This is a genomic window from Halioglobus sp. D3-4 (assembly GCF_055809315.1).
In genome coordinates this window covers 226,239-247,925 of sequence record NZ_CM147907.1, presented here as the reverse complement: position 1 = coordinate 247,925, position 21,687 = coordinate 226,239, and the positions used below count along the sequence as shown (strand labels likewise).

General features: G+C 56.6%; 17 protein-coding genes. 10 read left to right on the top strand and 7 right to left on the bottom strand.

Annotated elements, in window-relative coordinates; all coding sequences use genetic code 11:
- Positions 1–135: 135 nt before the first annotated feature.
- From AC0L6S_RS01085 to AC0L6S_RS01065, 5 genes are all read right to left on the bottom strand, one after another.
- Positions 136–1,380: a glycosyltransferase gene (locus AC0L6S_RS01085; RefSeq protein ID WP_473426571.1), complete on the bottom strand. Its 1,245-nt coding sequence runs from the start codon at positions 1,378–1,380 to the stop codon at positions 136–138.
- Positions 1,381–1,386: 6 nt separating this feature from the next.
- Positions 1,387–3,351, bottom strand: a complete 1,965-nt coding sequence (locus tag AC0L6S_RS01080) for a ThiF family adenylyltransferase (protein WP_473426570.1) — start codon at positions 3,349–3,351, stop codon at positions 1,387–1,389.
- 170 nt (positions 3,352–3,521) lie between these two features.
- The gene (locus AC0L6S_RS01075) at positions 3,522–4,355 is read right to left on the bottom strand and encodes a PEP-CTERM/exosortase system-associated acyltransferase (RefSeq protein ID WP_473426569.1); all 834 of its coding nucleotides are present in this window, start codon (positions 4,353–4,355) and stop codon (positions 3,522–3,524) included.
- Between the two features lie 100 nt (positions 4,356–4,455).
- A complete protein-coding gene (locus AC0L6S_RS01070) occupies positions 4,456–4,947 on the bottom strand; it encodes a low molecular weight protein-tyrosine-phosphatase (RefSeq protein ID WP_473426568.1) in 492 nt (163 codons plus the stop codon).
- A 175-nt stretch (positions 4,948–5,122) separates the two neighbouring features.
- Positions 5,123–5,917 (bottom strand): S1C family serine protease, encoded by a 795-nt coding sequence (locus AC0L6S_RS01065; RefSeq protein ID WP_473426567.1) that lies wholly within the window; start codon positions 5,915–5,917, stop codon positions 5,123–5,125.
- A 138-nt stretch (positions 5,918–6,055) separates the two neighbouring features.
- On the opposite strand from AC0L6S_RS01065, the gene AC0L6S_RS01060 reads away from it, so the two are divergent.
- From AC0L6S_RS01060 to AC0L6S_RS01015, 10 genes are all read left to right on the top strand, one after another.
- The gene (locus tag AC0L6S_RS01060) at positions 6,056–7,660 is read left to right on the top strand and encodes an acyl-CoA ligase (AMP-forming), exosortase A system-associated (protein WP_473426566.1); all 1,605 of its coding nucleotides are present in this window, start codon (positions 6,056–6,058) and stop codon (positions 7,658–7,660) included.
- On the top strand, positions 7,657–8,904 hold the full coding sequence (locus tag AC0L6S_RS01055; RefSeq protein WP_473426565.1) for a pyridoxal-dependent decarboxylase, exosortase A system-associated: 1,248 nt from the start codon (positions 7,657–7,659) through the stop codon (positions 8,902–8,904). Before AC0L6S_RS01060 ends, AC0L6S_RS01055 begins: the two co-directional genes overlap by 4 nt.
- Positions 8,905–9,309: 405 nt before the next feature.
- Positions 9,310–10,722 (top strand): TIGR03013 family XrtA/PEP-CTERM system glycosyltransferase, encoded by a 1,413-nt coding sequence (locus AC0L6S_RS01050; protein ID WP_473426564.1) that lies wholly within the window; start codon positions 9,310–9,312, stop codon positions 10,720–10,722.
- A 194-nt stretch (positions 10,723–10,916) separates the two neighbouring features.
- Positions 10,917–11,186: a hypothetical protein gene (locus AC0L6S_RS01045; RefSeq protein ID WP_473426563.1), complete on the top strand. Its 270-nt coding sequence runs from the start codon at positions 10,917–10,919 to the stop codon at positions 11,184–11,186.
- Between the two features lie 260 nt (positions 11,187–11,446).
- Complete coding sequence (locus tag AC0L6S_RS01040; protein ID WP_473426562.1) at positions 11,447–13,774, top strand: putative bifunctional diguanylate cyclase/phosphodiesterase; 2,328 nt, start codon at positions 11,447–11,449, stop codon at positions 13,772–13,774.
- A 90-nt stretch (positions 13,775–13,864) separates the two neighbouring features.
- Positions 13,865–15,655, top strand: coding sequence for a DNA helicase RecQ (gene recQ, locus AC0L6S_RS01035; protein ID WP_473426561.1), 1,791 nt, complete (start codon positions 13,865–13,867; stop codon positions 15,653–15,655).
- A gap of 500 nt (positions 15,656–16,155) precedes the next feature.
- Positions 16,156–17,340: a hydroxymethylglutaryl-CoA reductase gene (locus AC0L6S_RS01030; RefSeq protein WP_473426560.1), complete on the top strand. Its 1,185-nt coding sequence runs from the start codon at positions 16,156–16,158 to the stop codon at positions 17,338–17,340.
- A gap of 23 nt (positions 17,341–17,363) precedes the next feature.
- Positions 17,364–17,780 (top strand): alternative ribosome rescue aminoacyl-tRNA hydrolase ArfB, encoded by a 417-nt coding sequence (gene arfB / locus AC0L6S_RS01025; protein ID WP_473426559.1) that lies wholly within the window; start codon positions 17,364–17,366, stop codon positions 17,778–17,780.
- A gap of 28 nt (positions 17,781–17,808) precedes the next feature.
- Positions 17,809–18,228: a nuclear transport factor 2 family protein gene (locus AC0L6S_RS01020; protein ID WP_473426558.1), complete on the top strand. Its 420-nt coding sequence runs from the start codon at positions 17,809–17,811 to the stop codon at positions 18,226–18,228.
- Positions 18,229–18,277: 49 nt separating this feature from the next.
- Positions 18,278–19,462, top strand: coding sequence for a DUF1214 domain-containing protein (locus AC0L6S_RS01015; protein WP_473426557.1), 1,185 nt, complete (start codon positions 18,278–18,280; stop codon positions 19,460–19,462).
- An 8-nt stretch (positions 19,463–19,470) separates the two neighbouring features.
- Here the strand turns inward: AC0L6S_RS01015 and AC0L6S_RS01010 are convergent, their stop codons facing one another.
- Together AC0L6S_RS01010 and AC0L6S_RS01005 are read right to left on the bottom strand one after the other, a co-directional pair.
- Complete coding sequence (locus AC0L6S_RS01010) at positions 19,471–20,364, bottom strand: ThuA domain-containing protein (protein WP_473426556.1); 894 nt, start codon at positions 20,362–20,364, stop codon at positions 19,471–19,473.
- A gap of 83 nt (positions 20,365–20,447) precedes the next feature.
- The gene (locus AC0L6S_RS01005; RefSeq protein WP_473426555.1) at positions 20,448–21,575 is read right to left on the bottom strand and encodes an Rv3169 family protein; all 1,128 of its coding nucleotides are present in this window, start codon (positions 21,573–21,575) and stop codon (positions 20,448–20,450) included.
- Positions 21,576–21,687 lie beyond the last annotated feature (112 nt).

Sequence of the window (21,687 nt, the reverse complement as noted above, 5' to 3'; positions counted from 1 at the left end):
CCTTACAATCTGCCTACCTACTAAGATTACACACCTATCTTATTGATTAGCCGGTAGATTTCAGTTTATACGCTACGCAAGGCAAGCTTGCAATTGTGGCGGCAACGACAGCCGCACTCCCCCTTGCTTAACGCGCTATTTACCGGGCAACCCTGCAACACCGGCTATCTCGCCAATAGTTTCAATAAAGTTACCGGCGGCTCTGTGCGCTGCAAGTCGTTGGGCGAGTTGCCGCGCCGCCAGGGTACAGCTCGAATCAGACAACATGCGTCTGATCGCCGCCACCAGTTCACCGGAGTTACATGTGCCCGCCCGTACCAGACAACCCGCACCCGCGCCGACAATCGCATTCATGTTTAAATACTGATCCAGATTACTCGCCACTCCGATGACAGGAACACCGTGCGTCAGTGCCTGGTGGGTGCTGGGACTGCCGCCGTTGCAAATAACCAGACTGGCGAGCTTCACGGCTTCCTCGCCCGGCAGGTAGGGTGCCAGATAGACATTTTTTGGCGCTGCACCCGGCAGGGGCATACCGGCGGTTGACACCAGTGCAGTGACGTTGACCTCGCCCAGTGCGGCAATCAATCGCGGCAGCAGGCCGGCATTTCCGGAACTGCCCAGTGTCACATACACGATGGGGTCGGCCTGCGGCACATCGTCCCACCAGTCGGGACGGGGGTCGGCGGGGGACCAGACAACAGGCCCAATAAATCGGTGGTCTGAGGGCAGGTTTCGCATCCGGTACAGCTCGGGGATATCGGCGTAGAGCGTGTAATCGGCACGCGTATAAACCCTGCGCAAATCAAAACCTGGGCTGCGCAGCCCATAGCGACGACACAGCCGGTGCATGGGCAGACAGTGCAGCGCGAACGCCAGTGGCCGGGCGAGAGAAAACACCTGCTGGGCCAGCGTAACGCCGAGCATTCTCGTCAGGGGTAGATCGGGAACGGTATAGTCCTGCTGGCTATAGGGCGACCAGTAGGCGTTGCTCAGCGCCACATACGGCACTGCTGCCAACGCTGCGCTCACAGCGAGGGATAGCCGGAAGTCTCCGACGACGATATCCGGCTGCACTCTAGTAATGAGATCCACATCGTCCTCAACGTAGCGACTCAATGTCGGGAGATCGTAGACGGGACTACCCGATGCCAGCGCCTGCATAAACTGCTGCGGGGAAATGGAGTGAATCTCATGCTCTGCCATGGACAGCTCACCCATCAAGCTCCGATAGCGTGGATGATGCGCCAGGTGCACATCGAACTGCTGCCGATCCAACGCCCCGGCCAGCGTGACGGGGCGCGCAACATGCGCCAGTGTCACGGCCTCAGCAATAAACAGTATACGTATTCTGCGCGCACTGATTGTACGGTCAGTCATGCGCTGTCAGTTGGGTGCAGTGATCAGCATGGATTCCAAACGCGGGCGCACGGAGCGGGATTGCGGCGCCGGGCCGTAACCGATCCTGCCCATATAGACCCTCTGGTGAGGGTCCTGCACCGACCCGACCAGCTTGTTCAACTCGCGCGCCAGGTTCTCCGCGAGCCGCTGTTCGCTGGCTACGGACGTAAACGTTCGCGCGTCGGCAACATAGCGAGAAAAGATCAGCGGGGTCATTTCCGGTTGCAGCTGCAGCCCCAGCCGGGTGGCTTCGAGCCAGAAGCGCTGTGTGGCGCCGCCGCCGGCCAAATAATCCTGCGTCGTATGCAAGGGTTTGTCCGCGACAATCACAAAGTGCGCCGCACAACCCAGCGCAGTGCGCCAATCCATCTGTAAACGGGGCAGCCATGTACCGGCAAAAAAACGGTTCAGGAAACGGACGCGGCCCCAGCTTTTCAGCGCCCAGCGCATTATCCTGCGTGTCGGTAGATCCAGCCCCAGCGCACCCTCGGGTAAATGGTGTTCGCTAAACTGTGTTCCCCATTCAATATTCTGCCGGTGAACCTCGTAGGCCTCCGGTGTCGTAAGCCTGATATGGGCATTGTGAAAAAGCAGTTTGGCCATGCGGCGGCGGCCGCCCGTATCATCGATCCAGCGCACACTGAACCCCTCCCCCACGGCTTGCTCCAGTGCCCGGCGCTGGTGTGCTGTCAACGCCCGTGTGGAAAATGGTTTACGCTGCGTGACCCGCGACGTGATAAAGGGTTGCAGCGCATCACGCTTCACCCCCGCATTGTGGGTCAGTTTGACATCGATTACAGGGGCATCCTCAGGGGCGTCGGGGCGCAACACACACTCCGCCGTCATCCCTTCGCCCGATGCGGCGATACGCACTGTTTCCAGCAGCGCGCCCAGTGCAATCTGGCTAGAGGTACCATCGAGATCGTAGACACACCAGTCGCGGGTATCCCTGCCGTGCACGACCGCGTGGTGGTCATCGACTATTTCGAACTGCCAAGGTTGTTCATTGTCGCCACTGGGAGCCCAGCGTGCGAGGTCAAGAATCCGTTCCACCGATCGCTCCCGTGGGGTGCTGTCAGCCTCGGGGCCAGACACGCCGGAGCTGATTTTTTTACGGGCAATTTTCAGGCCCAGCCGCTGTATGGGGTTGGCATTTCCCCAGGGGCGCCACGTGGTCACCAGCCGGTTGCGATAGGCATCAAAATGAATGCCGCGCGGGGCGGCCGGCACGCCGCCGCGGGCGAGCAGGATCTTCAGCGCATACGTCCCGGCAAATCCGGCACAGAGCTCACAGGCCATGGGCGTAGAGGGGCCTTTCCCGGCTTCCAGATCGACCTTGCTGTCGTCCGCCAGGTAAGCCAGTTGCTGTGGCCTGGGTGCCAAGCCCAACATAAAACGCAGTGCCTGCTCTTCTCGGGGCTGGCCCTCTAGCAAAAAGTATTTTTCAAAACTCATCTGTCCCGGGAAGAAGCACAACAGAGCTGCGCCCATACCCAACGGTGCAGCGGTGATTGCTGGAATACCCTTCGCGTAGCAGGCGGCAAAAACGGCCCGCCGGATATCCAGCGCAAAGAAGTCCAGCGAGTCGACATAGAGATCGACTCCCTGCAAAAATGCATCCAGATTGTCGACGCTGATGCCGGTGGGAAACTGTTCGATTTTCAGGCCCGGATTGACGCCCCGCGCCATCTCTACCATCACCTCAAGTTTGTTTCTGCCGAGGTGGGCGGTACTGGCACCGGCCTGACGATTGAAGTTGGCGAGCTCAAACTGATCAAAATCGGCAAGATTGAACTGGCCTATGCCAAGCCGCGTCAACGTCAGCAAGTGACTGCCACCAACCCCGCCCATACCGGCTATGGCAATACGTTTATTGCGCAGGACCTCCTGCTCCGTCTCCGTCACCCAGCCAAGATTTCGGGAAAAGGCTTCGTGGTAATCAAAGGACATTCAGAGCCTCACAATCCTGTGCGCCTGTGCGTAAGTTCTGCCGCCGGGCGATCGCCCCGCCCAAAGCGGTGACCCGGCTGGTCGTATCGCATCTTATGCAGCGCCCGATCCAATGACAAGTACTCATCATAATTACCGGGCAGTACAGGTCGGGGAATCGGGGCGGCGCCCTAAACAGCGAAGTGTGGTTGAAAGTACGGTACCCATACGCCGTGGGCGTCCGGCCCCTGAGTTCTGGCACGGGCGTTGGCAACCGCGCCATTCGCGCGGGGCGACTGCGAGCGGGCAAATTCCGCAAGAATGGCATCGTAGAACTCCTTGAACTCGTCCTCGAGCGTACTGACCCCTTCTTTGGTCTCCCAGTAGAATGGCGAGCGGGTTCCATGGTATTCAATCTGCTCACCAGCAGGACGCGCCAACAGGCCGGAGCGCCTCAGTAGTCGGGGTAAAAAAGGCTCCATCATCGCAAAGCAGTAGGGACGACCGATCAACTCACTAAGAGCCAGTGCCGAGAGAATGGTGGCCATCGCGACCAGCGGAAAGGTGCGTTGCTCCCGTGTACTGTATTCAAGTGCGGAGATTTCCCCGAATCGTGATTCGTGTTCACCAGGTCGGCGACGAAAAGCTCCGTCCACCCCCAGCCTGGAAAATTCACACATCGTATCTCTCCGACCATCAAAGGAGCGGAGAATCTTCTCGTCAATCGCCTCGGAACAATATCTCTCCATAGGCATCAGACGCTGTTCACTGGCCTTCACCAATCTCGCGCAACCGGCGGGCATACCCGAGGCCCTGTGAACAACGAGACTGTGTACGGAATGAGCATCGAACTCATCTGTCTCCATTTGATTGGAGCAGGCATCAGCGGGTTCATACTGAAACTCCTCGCAGTACACCCGATACCGCACCCTGTACACACTCTCCAGTTGCGCTCGCGTAGTCGCCTGTTCAATACTGAAATATCGCTGGAATTCCTCTACCAGGGATGCGTTCTTCTTCTCCATAAGACTCACCCGCCTGTCACTGTTAAACAAACGCCGCCTGCCGCATGCGCCGGAGTCACTGACACCGGAGCACCGAACCTCTGATGAGTATAGTCGCTGTTCACTCTATCCTGCTCCCTATATAGGATACCAAGCTGTCCATTGCATCCTCTATAATTTGAAATACCCGTGCAAAGCCATCGGCGCTGCCAAAGTACGGATCAGGCACCTCCGTCCGCGATTGCCAGGCGTGGTGACTGAGTAAAAACGCCAGCTTGCTGTGTTGCTCAGTCGGACAAAGTTGCCGGACATCCCTCATATTGGATTCATCCATCACGAACACAAAATCGCTGCGCTGCAATTCGCGTTCAGTCACTCGGCGCGCCTTGATCCCCGACAGGTCTATACCCCGGAGCGCGGCAATTTTCTGCGCGCGCTGATCCGGCCTGCAACCTGGCATCGAGCAGCGGGTGCCCGCAGAGCTCACTTCCACCGTCCCATTCAGTTCGGACTGCTGGATATAATGCCGAAGCAAGCCCTCGGCCATGGGCGAGCGACAAATATTCTCCGTACAGACCAACAATATGCGGGTCTTGCGCTGAAACAGGGCCAAGCAAAAGCCTCCGGGGGAGCGGCACGCTGTGCGGGCTGCGATACGATTATTTGCCGCACATGCTACCAGAGAATCAATCCGGGCTGCAGCTTTGGCGTTACGGACTGCGCAGAGCGTGCACTGATCGAAGGTTTTCGCCCGGATTTGGTACCGACCTGTTAATAATCACCGCGACTCAGGGCCCGGACACACCCAAACCAGACAGCAGTGGCTGAATATACCGCGCGGGAATGGCGTAGGTAATGCCCGAGGGATTAGCCAACATTGTCTCTTTGGTCTCCTTGACCACAACACTGTTTATCACGCCAATCACCCGGCCACTGGAGAGCTCGAACACGGGACTGCCACTGTTCCCGGGATAAGCCGTAGCATCCAACTGAAAGGCATCGAAGCCGCTGCGCATGCGTTTTATTTTAATGGAGTTCAGCCTGTCTGAGTGAGCCGAGGGGTGGGCAGCGGGTGTGATCGCCGAAACGATACCGCGATGCGTCACCGGATAGAGTCCCAGTGCCATGCCCAGCGGAAAACCGGTAAACGCGATATCCTGGCCTGGGCGCACCAAATCAGAATTCCCCAGTTGCAAGGCGGGCAGTTTCGAGCCCTCTATCTGCAGCACTACCAGATCGTGCTCCTCATCTTCACGCACCACCCGCGCGGGATGAGCAGTGGCGTCCACACCACGGCCGGTGAAGACTGCCAGCGTCTGGTTGTTGTCTGAATCCAGCGGCAATGCAGTAACATGTGCATTGGTGATGATATGCCGTCCATCGCCCACCACAAAGCCTGTGGCAAGGTAAACCACGCGCTCGCCTTTTACATTTGGCTGGCGCGGTGGATAGGCCGTACCCACCCCAACCACACCGGGGGTGATTTTCTCAATCAGGTCTGGCAGCCCAGCGGACCAGGCAACAGGCGCCAGCAATACCGAAATCAGGGTACACACTCGAAACAACACAATTCGGCTCTTCATGTACAATTACTCACAGTTCGTTATTGTTGCCATTGTCCCAACCTCGTATTCATCGCACAATCTACGCCGGGACGGAAATGATTCAGGCTACAATAGCACCCCAGCCGCGACGAGCCACAAGCATATAACCACACGACAATGCCAGACCTGATTCACCAGTGTATCGCCAACAGTGCGCAGGCCTCGCCCGACGCGCCCGCCCTGCTGTTCAAGGACAAGCACTTCAGCTATGCGCAATTGCAGCATCAGGTTGAGCTGTTTGCCAATGCGCTTATGGATTTGGGTATAGCACCGGGCGAACGGGTCGCCGTCTACCTGCCGAAGCAGCCGGAAGCCGTGTTCGGGATGTTTGGCGCGGCAGCAGCCGGCGCGTGTTTCGTACCGATCAACCCGCTGCTGAAACCGCGTCAGGTGTCGCACATCCTGCCTCATTGCAACGTACGGGTACTGGTAACTTCCCTCCCGCGCCTGGAACTGCTGGCGGAAGTCGTCAAGGCATGCCCCGACCTGCATACGATTGTCGTCGTGGAAGATCGCGTGCCGGACAATGCACACGATTTCTCACAGAAACTGTTCAGTTTTGCTGAGTTTTGCCGAGCGGGGAGCAGCGAGCGTACGCCGCACCGCCGGATCGATACCGACATGACAGCCATCCTCTATACGTCCGGCAGTACCGGTAATCCCAAGGGCGTGGTACTGTCACACCGCAATATGGTGGCGGGAGCGCGCAGCGTCGCCAGCTATCTGCACAACGTCCCCGAGGACCGTATTCTGGCGGTGTTGCCACTGAGCTTTGACGCCGGTCTCAGCCAGCTCACCACGGCATTTACGGTTGGCGCTTCGGTTGTCCTGATGGACTACCTTCTGCCTCGCGATGTTGTCCGCGCTGTCGCGCGTTATGGCATCACGGGTTTGGCGGCTGTGCCGCCACTGTGGAATCAACTGAAGAGTCTGGAGTGGCCGCCGGAGGCCGTTGCGTCGCTGCGCTATATCACCAATACGGGCGGCGCCATGCCAGTGCCGACCACCCTCGCCCTGCAGAAATTGCTGCCGCAGACACTGATCTATTTAATGTATGGCCTCACTGAGTCATTCCGCTCGACGTATCTACCACCGGATCAGGTCAGCGTGCGACCGGAGTCAATGGGCAAAGCCATACCCAACGCTGAAATTATGGTGATCAATGAAGATGGATGTGAGTGCGCCCCACACGAACCCGGCGAGCTGGTGCACCGCGGGGCGCTTGTAAGCCTGGGCTACTGGAACGACCCGGAGAAAACGGCGGAACGCTTCAAACCGTGCCCGACCCAACCCGCGGAACTACCCAATCCAGAACTGGTGGTCTGGTCGGGGGATCAGGTCATGCGGGATGAGGAAGGGTATCTTTATTTCATCAGCCGCAAGGACGAAATGATTAAAACCTCCGGCTATCGTGTGAGCCCTACCGAGGTTGAAGAATGCGCTTACGCCTCTGGCCTTGTGACCGCCGTGGCTGCAGTGGGGCTGGCACACGCTGCGCTGGGACAAGCCATATTGCTGATTGCAACCCCCGGTGCAGACACCACTGCCGATCAGGACATCGAACAGGACGTGATGGCACATTGTCGCAGGGAGTTGCCGAATTTCATGGTGCCCAGCATCATCGTCGTACGCAGTGCATTGCCGCTCAACCAGAACGGTAAAATCGATCGGCGACTGCTCGCCGAAGAGTATCGGGACATATTTCAGGTGACCCCGGCATGAGCGACTCACACAGTGCCGAAAATGTGCCGCAACATGCGACGATGAACCAGTTTGAGGTGGTGGACAACTGCCTGCACATCGGTGGCGTATCTCTACCCGATCTGGCCAAAACCATTGGCAGCACGCCATTTTACGCCTACGACCGCAAGGTGATGGACGCCCGGGTAGAGGCTCTGCGTCACGCTTTGCCCCCGGGCATTCACCTGCATTATGCGATGAAGGCCAACCCGATGCCGGAGGTAGTGCACCATCTCGCAGCAATTACTGACGGACTGGACGTCGCCTCTGCAGGTGAACTGCGCATCGCGCTGGATACCGGGGTTGATACCCGCAATATCAGTTTCGCCGGACCGGGTAAATCCACTGAAGACCTCAACGCGGCGGTGAACAGCGGCGTCATTATCAATATGGAATCGGCCGGCGAGATGCAGCGCATCGCCGCACTGGCGCTAGATACCGGTAAACGCCCAAAAGTTGCGATTCGGGTCAACCCGGACTTTGAACTCAAATCTGCAGGCATGAAAATGGGCAGCGGCCCCAAACCGTTTGGCGTCGATGCGGAGCAGGTACCTGCCATGCTGGCGGAGCTGGCCGACCTGCCACTGGATTTTATCGGGTTCCATATTTTCAGCGGTTCGCAGAATCTGCGCGAGCAGGCGATCATCGAGGCCCAGACAAAGACGTTCGAGCTCGCCCTGCGCCTGAGCCAATCCGCACCTGCACCCGTGCGCTGGCTGAACATCGGCGGTGGATTGGGCATCCCCTATTTTCCCGGCGAGCAACGGCTGGATCTGACCCCCATCGGGGACAATCTGACCGGCCTGGTCGATACCGCCAGAACTCAGTTGCCGGGCGTGGAAATCGTGATGGAACTGGGCCGCTATCTCACTGCGGAAGCGGGCATCTACGTCAGTGAGATTATCGACAGGAAAGTGTCCCGTGGAGAGACCTTTCTGGTCACCAATGGCGGTTTACACCACCATCTCGCGGTATCCGGCAATTTCGGACAGGTCATTCGCAAAAACTACCCAGTTTGCGTTGGCAATCGTGTATCCGGGGAGACCGAAGAGGTCAATGTGGTGGGACCACTGTGCACGCCGCTGGATATACTCGGACACCGAATCGCATTGCCTGTCACCGAACCGGGAGACCTAATCGTCATTTTCCAGTCGGGCGCCTATGGCCTGACGGCCAGTCCCCGGGGTTTTCTCAGCCACCCACACCCCGCCGAGGTGCTGCTCTGACGGTTGCAGCGCAACCACTACAAAGCGAAACTCCCCCCGACCATTACCCATTGTTTTTATTAGATTTTTTTACGCAGCGGCTGGCATCTGCGAGATCGGCGGACATACCGCTGTCACCCGTGTGTCATATCGCATTGATAAGGTCGGGACTAAGTTCACATTTTTCGCAAGAATCCAAGCAGCCACAAAAAACCCGTGCTACTTTTGTTTACTCCACGGATTCATTTGTGGATAAGTATCGCAACTAGCTGTGCATAAGTGCCCGCCCGTTCTATTGGGCTACTGGCAACGACAGCAAAGTGTCAAATAACGGATCGGAGACAGTTCGCCCCCAGTCAGGCATCAAACCTCAAGGGTTTACCAGCAGGCGAAAACCGAGATCAGAGCAGTAGAAAGGATTGGAGAATGGCTACCGTCAGGGTATTCAACCACCACGTTCATACATCATTTTATTGGCTAGCCCTGGTAGATGCAGCGCTGTTTGTGATGGCTTTGTATGCCGGGGCTTACATCCACAGCCTCGTTGCCATGCACCCCGGCAGTTTCCAGGCCATGGTACCCGAGATTCCCAACCGCGCCCTGATCTACGCCGTGATTGCAGTGCTGTGTCTGTTTGCGATGGGCCTCTACGAACCGCGCATGCGCGAAGGCAGATCAGGCGTACTGGTGAGAACACTGGGCGGCTTTGCCACTGCCAGCCTGTTCACCGCAGGTGTCTTTGCACTCCTGCCGGACGTCCAACAGTGGCGCGGCATACTGCTATACGCAGTATTACTCTCTTTCAGCGCCAACCTTATCAGCCGCATCGTATTCATAAACCTCACTGATCTGGAACAGTTCAAAAGCCGTGTACTGGTGTATGGCTCGGGCTCAGCGGCATCTACCATTACCAGCGCTATGCGGCGCAAAACCGATCGTCAGGGATTTACCATCGTCGGCTTTGTCAGGGTCGAAGACGAGGAGCCCAAAGTCACCGGTGAGCGGGTGATCAACCTGCGCCAGCCACTCGCTGAATATGCCAAACAGACAGAGATCGACCAGATCGTCGTTGCACTGGACAACAAGCGTGACCAGACACCGACTGATGAGCTGTTCAAATGCCGCCTGCAGGGCATAAAAGTCATGAATCTGGTGAACTTTTTTGAGCGCGAAGCGGGCAAAATACTGGTGGACTTTGCTACACCGGGCTGGATGACTCTTACCGAAGACCTCCGCAGCAGCGCTTCCAACAGCCTGACAAAGCGCTGTTTCGATATTTTTGCCAGCTTTATCCTGCTGATGTCGACTTGGCCAATCATGCTGGTGACTGCGCTGGCCATCTGGATAGAAGACGGCTTCAAGGCACCGATCTTTTTCAGCCAGCAGCGCGTCGGACTCAATGGCAAAGCCTTTCAGGTGCTCAAGTTCCGCAGCATGAGTATCGATGCGGAAGGTGATGGCAAAGCGCGCTGGGCCACTGTGAACGACAGCCGGGTCACTAAAGTCGGCGCCTTCATTCGCCGCACCCGTATCGATGAGCTACCACAGATATTTAATGTACTGTCGGGTGAAATGGCCTTTATCGGCCCCCGTCCGGAGCGACCCGAGTTTGTCCAGCAACTGGCTGAACGCATTCCCTATTACAATTCCCGACATGCTGTTAAGCCCGGCATCACCGGCTGGGCACAACTGTGTTATCCCTATGGTGCTTCAGAAAATGATGCCCGGCAGAAACTGCAGTTCGATCTTTACTATGTAAAAAACCAGAGCCTGTTTTTGGACTTAATGGTCACACTGAGCACCGTCGAAGTCGTTCTGTTCGGCAAAGGTGCGCGGTAGAAAACACCGTCTGGCCCGACACGTTTGCTGACCCAAATGTGTCAGGAATTTTTACACTCTCCTATTGTTGGCGCCGAACTCAGGCGCTAACATCCCGCTAGCGCTCTTATTGTACTAAGTACTAACCAAATAGGCGCGATACTTGCATATCTATTGCACTTTCTGATTCAGCGGGTTAGAGGACTGTTATTGTCATGGATGTGGTACTCATCATCCTCGGGCTCTCAGGTTTGGGCGCTGTGGCGGTATCCACCTATGTATTTACCGTGGCCGCCCGAACCTACGTTTCTGATGACCATGAGAACCGTCGGGGAAACGCAGACAATGCGCACCCCCGCGCGCGCATTGTGCGTAATCCCGTCGATAGGCGAAGCGGCAGACCTGTGACTTTCCCCCTCACCGTAAACAGCATTCTAATTGCCAATGACCGGCGTACCCGACCGGACAGGCGTATGACAAGCTGACCGCGTCATCTGGCCGGGTCATTCCGGTCATCTGGTATTGCTGCGCCTTTTCTATGATTGCACCGCTGTTTCAATTCATGCTATTTTCACGCAAGTGCTTGTTTTTATATAAAAATCTATCCGCAATAATAACGCCATGTTAACGCGGCAAATTGACAGGCGATACTCCAGCGGCTGGTTCCGCAGACCGGGAAATAATGAATGGCAACAATCGAGACCCGTGTTGCGCCTGACCTCGCCGAGGTGAGGATTTCGGGCCCATGACGATCGCTGGCAAAATTAATGCCCTGGTGATATCCACTGCCGTTATCGCTGGCTGCCTTCTCACCGCCACGGTGTTCCAGCGCGAGTACTCCGCGACCCGCGAGCAGATCATCGAACAGTCCATCAATCTGGTTCAGAGTCAGCCGCAGTTACAGGTCGCAATCTACCTGAGAGACAATACGGAGTTGCAGGCAACCCTGCAGGACATACTGCAGTCCTCACCCACGATCCTGTACGCCATTGCCCGCGATCAGACAGGCCTCGAACTCGACCGAGTGCAACTGCCGGATACAGGGGAAGTTGACTCTACGCCTTTCGATGAGATCCGCGGCAGCACCTCCATACTGGATGTCAATATCAGGACGCGGCACAGTGATTCCGCCGGTACCGATTCTTCAACGTTCCAGGCCCTACCCGGCAGCGACCTCATCTGGGATCTGACCATTCCAGTGTTATCGGTGATCAACCCCCTGCACGAGAACGTCAGCCGCGAAGCACTGGGGGCCTTACTCGCAGAGTCACGCAAAGCGAGCAGCCTGTATGTTGTGGGATACATCCAACTGGGAATCAGCCGCTCGCTCATGTTGCAACAGATTCTTCCCGGTATGTTGACCGTCGTGGGATTGGCGATGGCATTCATACTCCTGTGCAGCATTTTCAGCAGACACATTGCAGGCAGAATCACCGCACCCTTTTCCATGATAAAACGCATGGCAGACGATATTTCATCAGGTACGGCTGTGCAACAGCGCGGGCTTGCTGACAGCGGCGAGTTCAAGGAAGTCGTCGTGCTACTCAACACTATCATCGGTGGTCTCAACACCTATAAGACCCGGATGGATGTCGACCACCAGCTGCTTAGCATGAAAGTAGAGGAGCGCACATCGCAGTTGTCGAAACGGAATGAGGAGTTGAGCCAGGCGGTAAAACAGGTCACCGAAACGAAAAACCGCCTGCGAAAACTGGCCTACTACGACAGCCTTACCGGGCTACCTAACCGCCGCCTGTTCACCGAGCAACTCGATCTGCTGCTGCGATTGGCAAAACGCAACGAGGAAACGCTGGCACTGCTATTTCTCGATCTGGACAACTTCAAGCGCATCAACGACTCACTGGGGCACAGCTCTGGCGATTTGCTGCTGCGCGAGGTTGCCAAGCGTCTCGCCCGATGCATCAGGGAGAGTGACGTGATTGCCCACTATGTGGAGCCCGCCTCGCAGATCGATGTGTCCCGCCTCGGCGGTGATGAATTTACCGTCGTGCTCAATCAGCTCGACGACCAGGATTCGGCGGCGATGGTCGCACAGCGACTGCTCGATGTGCTGACACAGCCCATTATCATCGAAGGGCATGAAATTGTCGTTACCCCCAGTATTGGCATCGCAATCGCCCGCTCTGATACCACCGAGACACAAACTGTCGAGGGCCTGTTGAAAGCAGCGGATACCGCGATGTACCACGCCAAATCCTCGGGCAAGAACACCTTTATGTTTTATAGCAGCGACATGGATGCCGCCGGCGTCGAGCGACTGGAATTGGAAAATGCACTGCGCAAGGCGCTGGAAAACAACGGCCTGCAATTACACTATCAAGTACAGGTAGACACGCTCTCCGGCACAGTCACCGGCGCCGAGGCGCTGATGCGCTGGCCGCACGAGGAACTCGGGATGGTGCCGCCGTTCAAGTTTATCCCGCTGGCGGAGGAAATGGGGCTGATCGGGGCAGTAGGGGAATGGGGTCTGGAGGAAGCCTGTCGCCAAATGGTGGAACTGCAGTCGCTGGGGCTGGAATTACCAAAGGTCTCGGTCAATGTCTCTGCGCTGCAGTTCAACCAAAGCTTCATCAGGCGCGTGTCCGAAGTTCTGCAAACGACGGGGCTGCGCCCGAGACGGCTGCAACTGGAGTTGACCGAGGGCATTATGATGGACAACAAGGAGGATACCATACGCGCCCTAAGCGACCTCAAGGAGCTTGGTGTACAACTGTCCATCGATGACTTTGGTACCGGTTACTCTTCGCTGAGCTATCTCAGCCGTTATCCGCTAGATGAACTGAAAATTGATCGCAGCTTCGTGATCGATTTTGACAAAAGCGAAAACGACGCCAGCTTGGTGATAGCTATCATTGCAATGGCCAGGAGTATGCGCCTGAAGTTGGTTGCCGAAGGTGTGGAAACGCGAGAACAATACCACTTTCTGCGCAACAACGGCTCGAGCATTATTCAAGGCTACCTATTCAGTAAACCGGTACCGCTGGAAGAACTCAAAGCGATGCTCGTACCCGGGTATTTCAAGGACCAGATCGCTGAACTAAATACCAATTGAGTCAGCCCGGCGAGGCCTGTACTGCCATTTCCAGTCAGTTTCGAGCGAATATTCCACCAGATGGAAGGCTCTGGGGTATACTGCGCGGCGATGAAAGATGCCCTGCAAATCCTACAGTCAGTCTTTGGTTACGAATCCTTCCGTGAGCCGCAGGACGCGATAATCGAGAGCGTTATCGCCGGTGATGATGCGCTGGTACTGATGCCAACTGGTGGCGGAAAGTCGCTGTGCTACCAGATTCCCGCCCTCGCCAGACCCGGTTGCGGCATCGTCATCTCCCCACTGATTGCACTGATGCAGGATCAGGTGAGCGCAATGCGGCAACTTGGCGTGCGGGCAAGCTATCTGAACTCGACGCTGGGTGCTGATGAGGCGCGTCGCGTCGAGCGTGAACTGCTGGGCGGTGAACTGGACCTGCTATACATCGCACCAGAACGCCTGACACAGGGCCGCTGCCTGGCCCTGCTGGAGCAGGCAGACATAGCGTTGTTCGCAATTGATGAAGCACATTGTGTGTCTCAGTGGGGGCACGACTTTCGCGCCGATTATCTGCAATTGACACTGTTGCACGAACGCTTTCCCAATGTCCCCCGTATTGCTCTCACCGCGACTGCGGATGAACGTACCCGTGCCGAGATTATCCAGCGTCTGGACCTGGCTCAGGCCGAGCAGTTTATCGCGGGCTTCGATCGCCCTAATATTCGCTACCGCATCGCACTCAAAACCAATCCACGCGCGCAACTCCTGCAGTTCTTGAAAGACGAACATGCGCGCAACTCCGGCATAGTCTATTGCCTCTCCCGTAAAAAGACAGAGGAGATTTCTCTGTGGCTGCAGGGCCAGGGATTCAACGCCCTGCCCTACCATGCCGGCCTCCCCCCCGCCCTGCGGGCGGATCATCAGGCGCGTTTTTTACGCGAGGAAAGCGTCATCGTTGTCGCCACCATCGCGTTCGGCATGGGAATAGACAAACCGGACGTGCGGTTTGTCGCTCATCTGGACATGCCGAAAACCGTGGAGTCCTATTATCAGGAGACCGGGCGCGCAGGACGCGACGGCGAACCGGCCGATGCCTGGATGATTTACGGCTTACAGGATGTGATCAAGTTGCGGCAGATGATGGCCAACTCCGATGGCAGCGAAGAACACAAACGGGCGGAGCAGCATAGGCTGAATGCGATGCTGGGCCTGTGCGAGATCACTACCTGTCGACGCGAAAGCCTGCTGAACTACTTTGGCGACGCCCTGCCGCAGCCCTGCGGCAACTGCGATACCTGCCTGGAGCCAGTGGACACATGGGACGGCACGGAAGCGGCCCGTAAAGCCCTGAGCACTGTCTACCGCACGGGCCAGCGTTTCGGCGTCAATCACCTGATCGACGTACTGCGCGGCGCAGACAATGACAAGATCAGGCAGTTCGAGCATCAGCAACTTTCGACCTACGGACTAGGCAAAGAACTCGATAACACACAGTGGCGCTCGGTATTCAGGCAACTGGTGGCACGCGCCTACCTGAGCGTGGATATCGCACAGTTTGGCGCACTGCGTCTGGAAGAGAAATGTCGTCCGCTGTTGCGCGCAGAACAGGACATTCAGCTGCGCCGCGATACCGGTGGCAAAATTACCCGTCAGCACACGAAAACCGCACTGCCCGCCGATATCGATGTCGGCCTGTGGGAAGCGTTGCGCGAATGCAGGCGGGTACTCGCCGAAGAGCAGGGCGTTCCGCCCTATGTCATTTTCCACGATCGCAGCCTAAAGGAAATGTGCGTAGTGTTGCCGCGAACGCCCGAGGAATTTGGCTACATCACGGGTGTGGGTGAGCGCAAACTGGACAAGTACGGTGCGGCGTTTTTGCGGGCTATCAATGAATATCTCTAGGGGTATCACAAAACACTTGCTGTAGCAGCGTATTGAACCGTTTTGAAGCTATGTGAGGGGGCGGTAATAAACAGGGGGGACGGTGCGGCTTGGTTTGAGATGCTAGCGAGCGCTTGCGAATAACGAGGTGTTGCTCAGTCGCTCCACGAAATTCGCTTGGAGAGCAACACCTCGCTATCCGCAACCTCAGTTAGTGCCATTTCTCAAACTCACTGTCACAATAGAATGTTACGCGCTTTCTCTCGTTCTGGAATCATCTTCCCAAAGTCGCCGTAGCTTCGCGATTCAGGGCTCGTATCCCGGCGGGAGTTTCACCAAGCGAATTTTGTGGAGCGACTGAAACGCCTGCCGGGATACGAGCCCGTGAACCAAAACAAACCCCGCCTCCCTTATTAAAAATTCCATGTCGTCACCGAACAGCCGTCTGATCCCCAGGATGGATTGACCCGCGCCTGCTAAGCGCGTAATTTCTATCCATCAGTTAATTGAGAGATATTCCAGTGAGCAAAAAGATACCCCGATCAAACGACAATGATTACAGCCTCGACATCATCCGCGAGCGTCAGGCCTTTATAGAGGAAAATACGCCGGCAAAACTGGACCACACCAAACAGTTTTCCTTCGAACCCGGCGATATGTCGGGCAATATCGAGAACCTTTTCGGCGTGGCACAAGTACCCATTGGCCTGGCCGGCCCACTACTGATCAATGGCGAGCACGCCAAGGGTGAATTCTTTGTACCGATGGCGACTGTCGAGGGTACCATGCTGGCCAGCTACAACCGTGGCATGCGGGTTATCCGCGAAAGTGGCGGTGTCATTACCACAGTCTCGGGAGATGCGATGCAACGCGCACCGGTATTCGTTTTCCCCAGCGCTCGCGAAGCACGGGATTTCGGCCTGTGGCTGGACGAGCACTTTGACCGCATCAAGGAGATTGCGGAGTCCACCACCTCAGTGGGCAAGCTGAATGAAATCGAGCACTACCACGCGCACAATATGGTCTTTACGCGCTTCGACTACAGTACCGGAGATGCTGCTGGCCAGAATATGACCAGCAAGGCAACCTTCTTCGCCTGCGAGTGGATCAACAAGGAATTCAAGGGCATTTCACACTATCTGCTGTCCGGAAATTTCGATACAGAGAAAAAGACCTCGTCTGTGAATATGCTCAAAGGGCGCGGCAGACGCGTTACCGCCGAGATCACGATTCCCCGCGACGTCATGATCAAGAACCTGCGTATATCACCGCAGCAGATGCATTACGGTCAGGGCATCAGTACGCTCAGCGCCTTCCTGTCCAGTTCCTCCAACAACGCAGCACACCCGGCCAATGGCCTGGCGGCGCTATACCTGGCAACCGGACAGGATATCGCTAATATCGGGGAGTCCAACCAGTGCACCACCTATAACAAAGTGACTCGTGATGGCGACTACTACTTTTCCATTACCCTGCCAGCACTGATTCTGGCCACTTACGGCGGCGGCACTGCCTTGCCAACGCAGCGCGAATGCCTGCAGATCATGGACTGTTACGGTCCTGGCAAAGTCATGAAGCTTGCTGAAATTGCCGCATCTCTGGCGCTCGCCGGTGAACTCTCGCTGGGGGCAGCAGCAAAAATCGACAAGGAAACGCGAACTAATGAGTGGGTGGATGCGCACGAGCGACTCGGCCGCAATCGCTGAATGCGCTACGTCGTATATTGACGATGACTCTGAAAATCACCAATCAGCTTGCTGTGCCGCTGTCAGAAATACAGTTTCAGGCGATACGCGCGCAGGGCGCGGGTGGGCAAAACGTCAATAAAGTGTCCTCTGCTGTTCACCTGCGCTTCAGCATCAATGCCTCCTCCCTGCCCGACGAATACAAGGAGGGTCTGCATCGCATGCGCGATCAACGCATTACCGAAGACGGTATGGTTGTCATCAAAGCACAGCGCTTTCGCAGTCAGGAAAAGAATCGCGAGGACGCCCTCAATCGTCTGGCTGAGCTAATAAGGGCTGCAGGGGCAACGCGAAAGAAGCGCAAGCCCACCAAACCCAGCCGCAGCAGCCAGCAAAAACGGATGGACAGCAAAACAAAGCACGGCCAACTGAAATCCCAGCGCGGTCGTGTCAAAATATAATAAGTCAATTGGGTACAAGGATATACACATGCGCAACGGCGAATCCACCAAAACCCTTGTCACGCGTTTTTTCGATGCCCTTAACCGGGGAGACGTGGATTATATCGTCAATGCCTATTCTCCGCAGGGCTGCGTTCAGACCCTGGGACACACCCTTATTTCCGGCGTATTCAATCGTGATCAGATTGCCGACAGTGTGCGCGGAATTTTCGAGGTATTCCCGCAGGGTTTGAAATTTACACCTACGGGCATGGTCGCAGAGGGAGAAAAGGTCGCCGTGGAGGCCTCCAGTGAAGGCCAGCATGTCTCTGGCCAGACCTACTCCAATGAGTATCACTTTCTGTTCGAGTTTGAGGATGGAAAACTTCTCAAACTGAAGGAGTACATGGATACAGAGCGCGTAACGGATATCCTCTGTGGTGGGCAGCGCCCATTACTTGACAGTTAAACAATAAAACATGCGCCATCCCAGAGCGGATGACGCGGGAGAAATGACTATGCATCGTCGCGATTTACTCAAAGGCGCAGCACTGAGCAGTCTGGCTGGCACCCTGCTAGCGCCGACAATAGCAACTGCCGCGCAGGACAAGGCCGACAGCGAGGCCGCACAGGCGCTGGCAGAACTGCAGCAGGCACTGGATGAACTGGAGGTCGCTTTCGCCAGCCCTGAGTGGAAGCTGCGCACCCCCCAGGATTACGCCGAGGCCCGGCGTGTGATGCTGCATGCCCTGATGCACGGCCTGCAAAGCTGGCTGGAGGCGGACCCCGCCAGACCCTTTTTCACCGCGTTTATAAACCAGCACAAGAAGCTACTGGGCGACAACCCCGACGCGCGCTACTACACGGCAGTCATTGATGATCAGCACAGTTATCGCATTCGCGGCAATCTCGCGGGCGCCACCTACACCAGCTTTACCATCGAATTGGGCGCGGGGACTGACGGTGACGGCATTGGCTCCACGCTGAACGACACGCAGTTCAACTCCGATGAAAATGGCGATTACGAAATCATTCTCAGCACCGAGAAAGCCGAGGGCAACTGGCTGCCGCTGACCAAGGGGGCGTCCAGCGTCACCACACGTCACTATTATGAACGCGAGCAATCGATTAACAACGATAGGCTGCACCATATCCCTATAGACATCCAGAATCTTGAAAAGGTAGCCCCGAGACAATCGCCCAACGACGCTGATATCGCCGCCGGAATTCGTCGCGTCACAACGTTCGTAAAAGGCAATGTCATCACGATGAACAACGACAACAGCCCGGCCTGGGTGTCGCGGGTACCGAACCAGTTCGTGCCGCCAAAAAAGGATGACAGTCACGAGGCTATCACCTATGCCGCCCGCGACAATGTCTATGCGATGGCACCGTTTGTGCTGGGACCCGACCAGGCCCTGTTGATTCGGGGGCGGTTCCCCGATTGCCGTTTTTCCAACGTGGTACTGTTCAACCGCTTTCTCCAGACGCTGGATTATGAGGAGCGCAACATCTCGCTGAACAGGGCACAGACAGTGCTGGATAACGATGGCAATTTCGAAATGATTCTGGCGCACCGCGACCCGGGTCGCCCGAATTGGCTGGATACCGAGGGCCGACCTTACGGCATTATGTTCTGGCGATTCCAGTTACCCAAGGGCGACATCGCCCCGCTGGAAACCGAGGTCATCACGCTATCCTAGTCACCCGGCTATTGCTCGCAGGGCTGGCCGCGCATATCGATTAACCAGGTCAGCGCATTATCCAGCAGGCGGCGGTTCTGCGGCTGCTCAAAAGCATCCGCTCGGTGGCCCATAGCCGTGTAGACACTCTTGCCCTGGCCGACACAATTGCCCCAGACAACCGGGTGATCACCCATGCGAAGATCTGTTTTCGTACCCATGAAATCCGCCTCCGGCACGTAGGAGGATTCGTCCAGCGTAGCGAGAATAGTAAAGCCTTCCAGCCTCGGGCTTTTCTCCCAGGAGTACCACTCCTCCTCGTGTTGCCAGATATCCGGCAGATCCTGCAGGGCGGGATGCTGATGATTTTCCAACACAACAGACGCGCTCTGGAACTGCGGGCCCATAATGTGCGCCGTGAAGGTCGCTCCGATCAGATTGTCCCGGTACCACTGCCATTCCAGGTGGGATGAATCGCCGGCCGCGTGAATACCCAACCATCCGCCTCCCGAGAGCATCCACGATTGAAACGCCTTTTCCTGCGCTTTACTGAGCATATCCCCTGTGGCATTGAGAAACACTACCACGTCGAACCGCTGCAAATCGCGCTTGTTGAACACGGCGCCGTTCTCCGTGTGGAATATCCCCCACTGATGTTTGCTAGTAATCGACTGCAAAATTTTTGCCCCACCTTCAATGCCCTCAACGTGGCGAAAACCATTGGTTTTAGAGAACACTAGCACTGCAGGTGTTTCGAGGTCGGCGGGGATTTTCGGTGCTGCTGTGTCATGGCTCCTGTTCGGGAAGACGAGATTCCACGCACCGATTTGCCAGACTGCGATAAGCGCTGCCGCCAGGGTGATAACAGCAATAGCAAACACAATTTTAAGGATTTTCAGCGGCAGGCTTTTCGACTTGGACATCGCGTTTCACTCCAAATGGCTCTCACTGCAGCCAGCCCGGTCCACAGTAGGAGCGGGTTGCTGCACTCCGGCAAAGGGTAACGCTATTTAGCACCATCAAACCAGTCGTCAAAACCCAGCTTGGTCGAGGGCCCGATGTGCATCTGTTCCAGCACACCGTGTCCTACCCGGTCGCCGCAGGTGGCTTTTACGATCTGCTGAATGTGCAGGTTCTCCAGTGCCAGCGGATCGAGATCGCTGTCTTTCCAACTCTCGCCCGCGATGGCCAACTCCCCATGCCACTTGCCGTGCCCCCACTCCGGGTGCTGGTAACCCAGGCCTTTCATCCGGTGCACGAGCACCGGCTCAAGGTGTACCTCCAGACTCTCTCCGGAGCGATCGTGCATGGTAACGACAGCCGAACTCGCGCGGCGCGTGCCGGGGATCATCGTCAACTTGTGCTCCACCTCACCCTGCCATACGCGGGCGTTGGGGTCGACTGTGCCAGGAATGGCGTCAACACTCGGATAGTGCGGCAGGAACACCTGATCGGTATGCCACTGATGGCCCTCTCCGTCCTCAAACCAGCCGGCGAGACTGCACTCATCCTCCCAGTGCACAGGCATCCAGTTAAAGTGCACCGCCTGGTACTCCGCCAGCGGAGCTCCACCGGTGTAAGCATCCCCGACAGGGCGAATGCCCCAGGAACGATCCTTCAAACCGTACGTGGTGCGACCGTCTACCTTAACTTTCTTGCCGTCATAACGTATCCAGCCGGCCCAGAAACCAAACTGATCCAATCGGGTGGCGTCCATCACTATGTGGCGCTCATTGCGCAGGGTCTGCCGCCCCTCCTCTATACACGCCGTGCGCGGGGTAAACACAAGGTCGCACTCGATGCCGGTTTCATTGGCGGCGATGACCAGCCGATGGCGCCCCATCGGCTCCAGTATCTGCAACGCAAAAGGCCCTACCGACGTATCAGTGGGTTCATGGGGGGCGCGACGCGAGCCGTGAAACGCATACTGGTGACCGTCAATAGCAAGGCTCAGGCTACAGTCCAGAATACCCAGATTGGCATAGCGACACATGCCGATGCCAAAATAAAAACTGCCATCTTGAGCGTGGCCGTTGTACCAGTAGCGATCGTAGAAAAACCGATCACTGGATGCGGTATGAAAGACCGGCTCAGGGGTCTGGTGAATGGGGTAATCGTCAAATTTGGATAGCATGGCAACTGTCACTCCCGAACTTATTAGGCCAGCCAGCATGGACTACATTGCTCCCATCAACAAGCCATGCGCACAATCACTGCCTGCGCGTATATTAATTCAAACCCGGTCC

Coding starts and splice junctions, on each gene's coding strand:
- AC0L6S_RS01085 (WP_473426571.1), bottom strand. CDS start 1,380: ATGACTGACCGTACAATCAGTGCGCGCAGAATACGTATACTGTTTATT.
- AC0L6S_RS01080 (WP_473426570.1), bottom strand. CDS start 3,351: ATGTCCTTTGATTACCACGAAGCCTTTTCCCGAAATCTTGGCTGGGTG.
- AC0L6S_RS01075 (WP_473426569.1), bottom strand. CDS start 4,355: ATGGAGAAGAAGAACGCATCCCTGGTAGAGGAATTCCAGCGATATTTC.
- AC0L6S_RS01065 (WP_473426567.1), bottom strand. CDS start 5,917: ATGAAGAGCCGAATTGTGTTGTTTCGAGTGTGTACCCTGATTTCGGTA.
- AC0L6S_RS01060 (WP_473426566.1), top strand. CDS start 6,056: ATGCCAGACCTGATTCACCAGTGTATCGCCAACAGTGCGCAGGCCTCG.
- AC0L6S_RS01055 (WP_473426565.1), top strand. CDS start 7,657: ATGAGCGACTCACACAGTGCCGAAAATGTGCCGCAACATGCGACGATG.
- AC0L6S_RS01050 (WP_473426564.1), top strand. CDS start 9,310: ATGGCTACCGTCAGGGTATTCAACCACCACGTTCATACATCATTTTAT.
- AC0L6S_RS01045 (WP_473426563.1), top strand. CDS start 10,917: ATGGATGTGGTACTCATCATCCTCGGGCTCTCAGGTTTGGGCGCTGTG.
- AC0L6S_RS01040 (WP_473426562.1), top strand. CDS start 11,447: ATGACGATCGCTGGCAAAATTAATGCCCTGGTGATATCCACTGCCGTT.
- recQ (WP_473426561.1), top strand. CDS start 13,865: ATGAAAGATGCCCTGCAAATCCTACAGTCAGTCTTTGGTTACGAATCC.
- arfB (WP_473426559.1), top strand. CDS start 17,364: ATGACTCTGAAAATCACCAATCAGCTTGCTGTGCCGCTGTCAGAAATA.
- AC0L6S_RS01020 (WP_473426558.1), top strand. CDS start 17,809: ATGCGCAACGGCGAATCCACCAAAACCCTTGTCACGCGTTTTTTCGAT.
- AC0L6S_RS01015 (WP_473426557.1), top strand. CDS start 18,278: ATGCATCGTCGCGATTTACTCAAAGGCGCAGCACTGAGCAGTCTGGCT.
- AC0L6S_RS01010 (WP_473426556.1), bottom strand. CDS start 20,364: ATGTCCAAGTCGAAAAGCCTGCCGCTGAAAATCCTTAAAATTGTGTTT.
- AC0L6S_RS01005 (WP_473426555.1), bottom strand. CDS start 21,575: ATGCTATCCAAATTTGACGATTACCCCATTCACCAGACCCCTGAGCCG.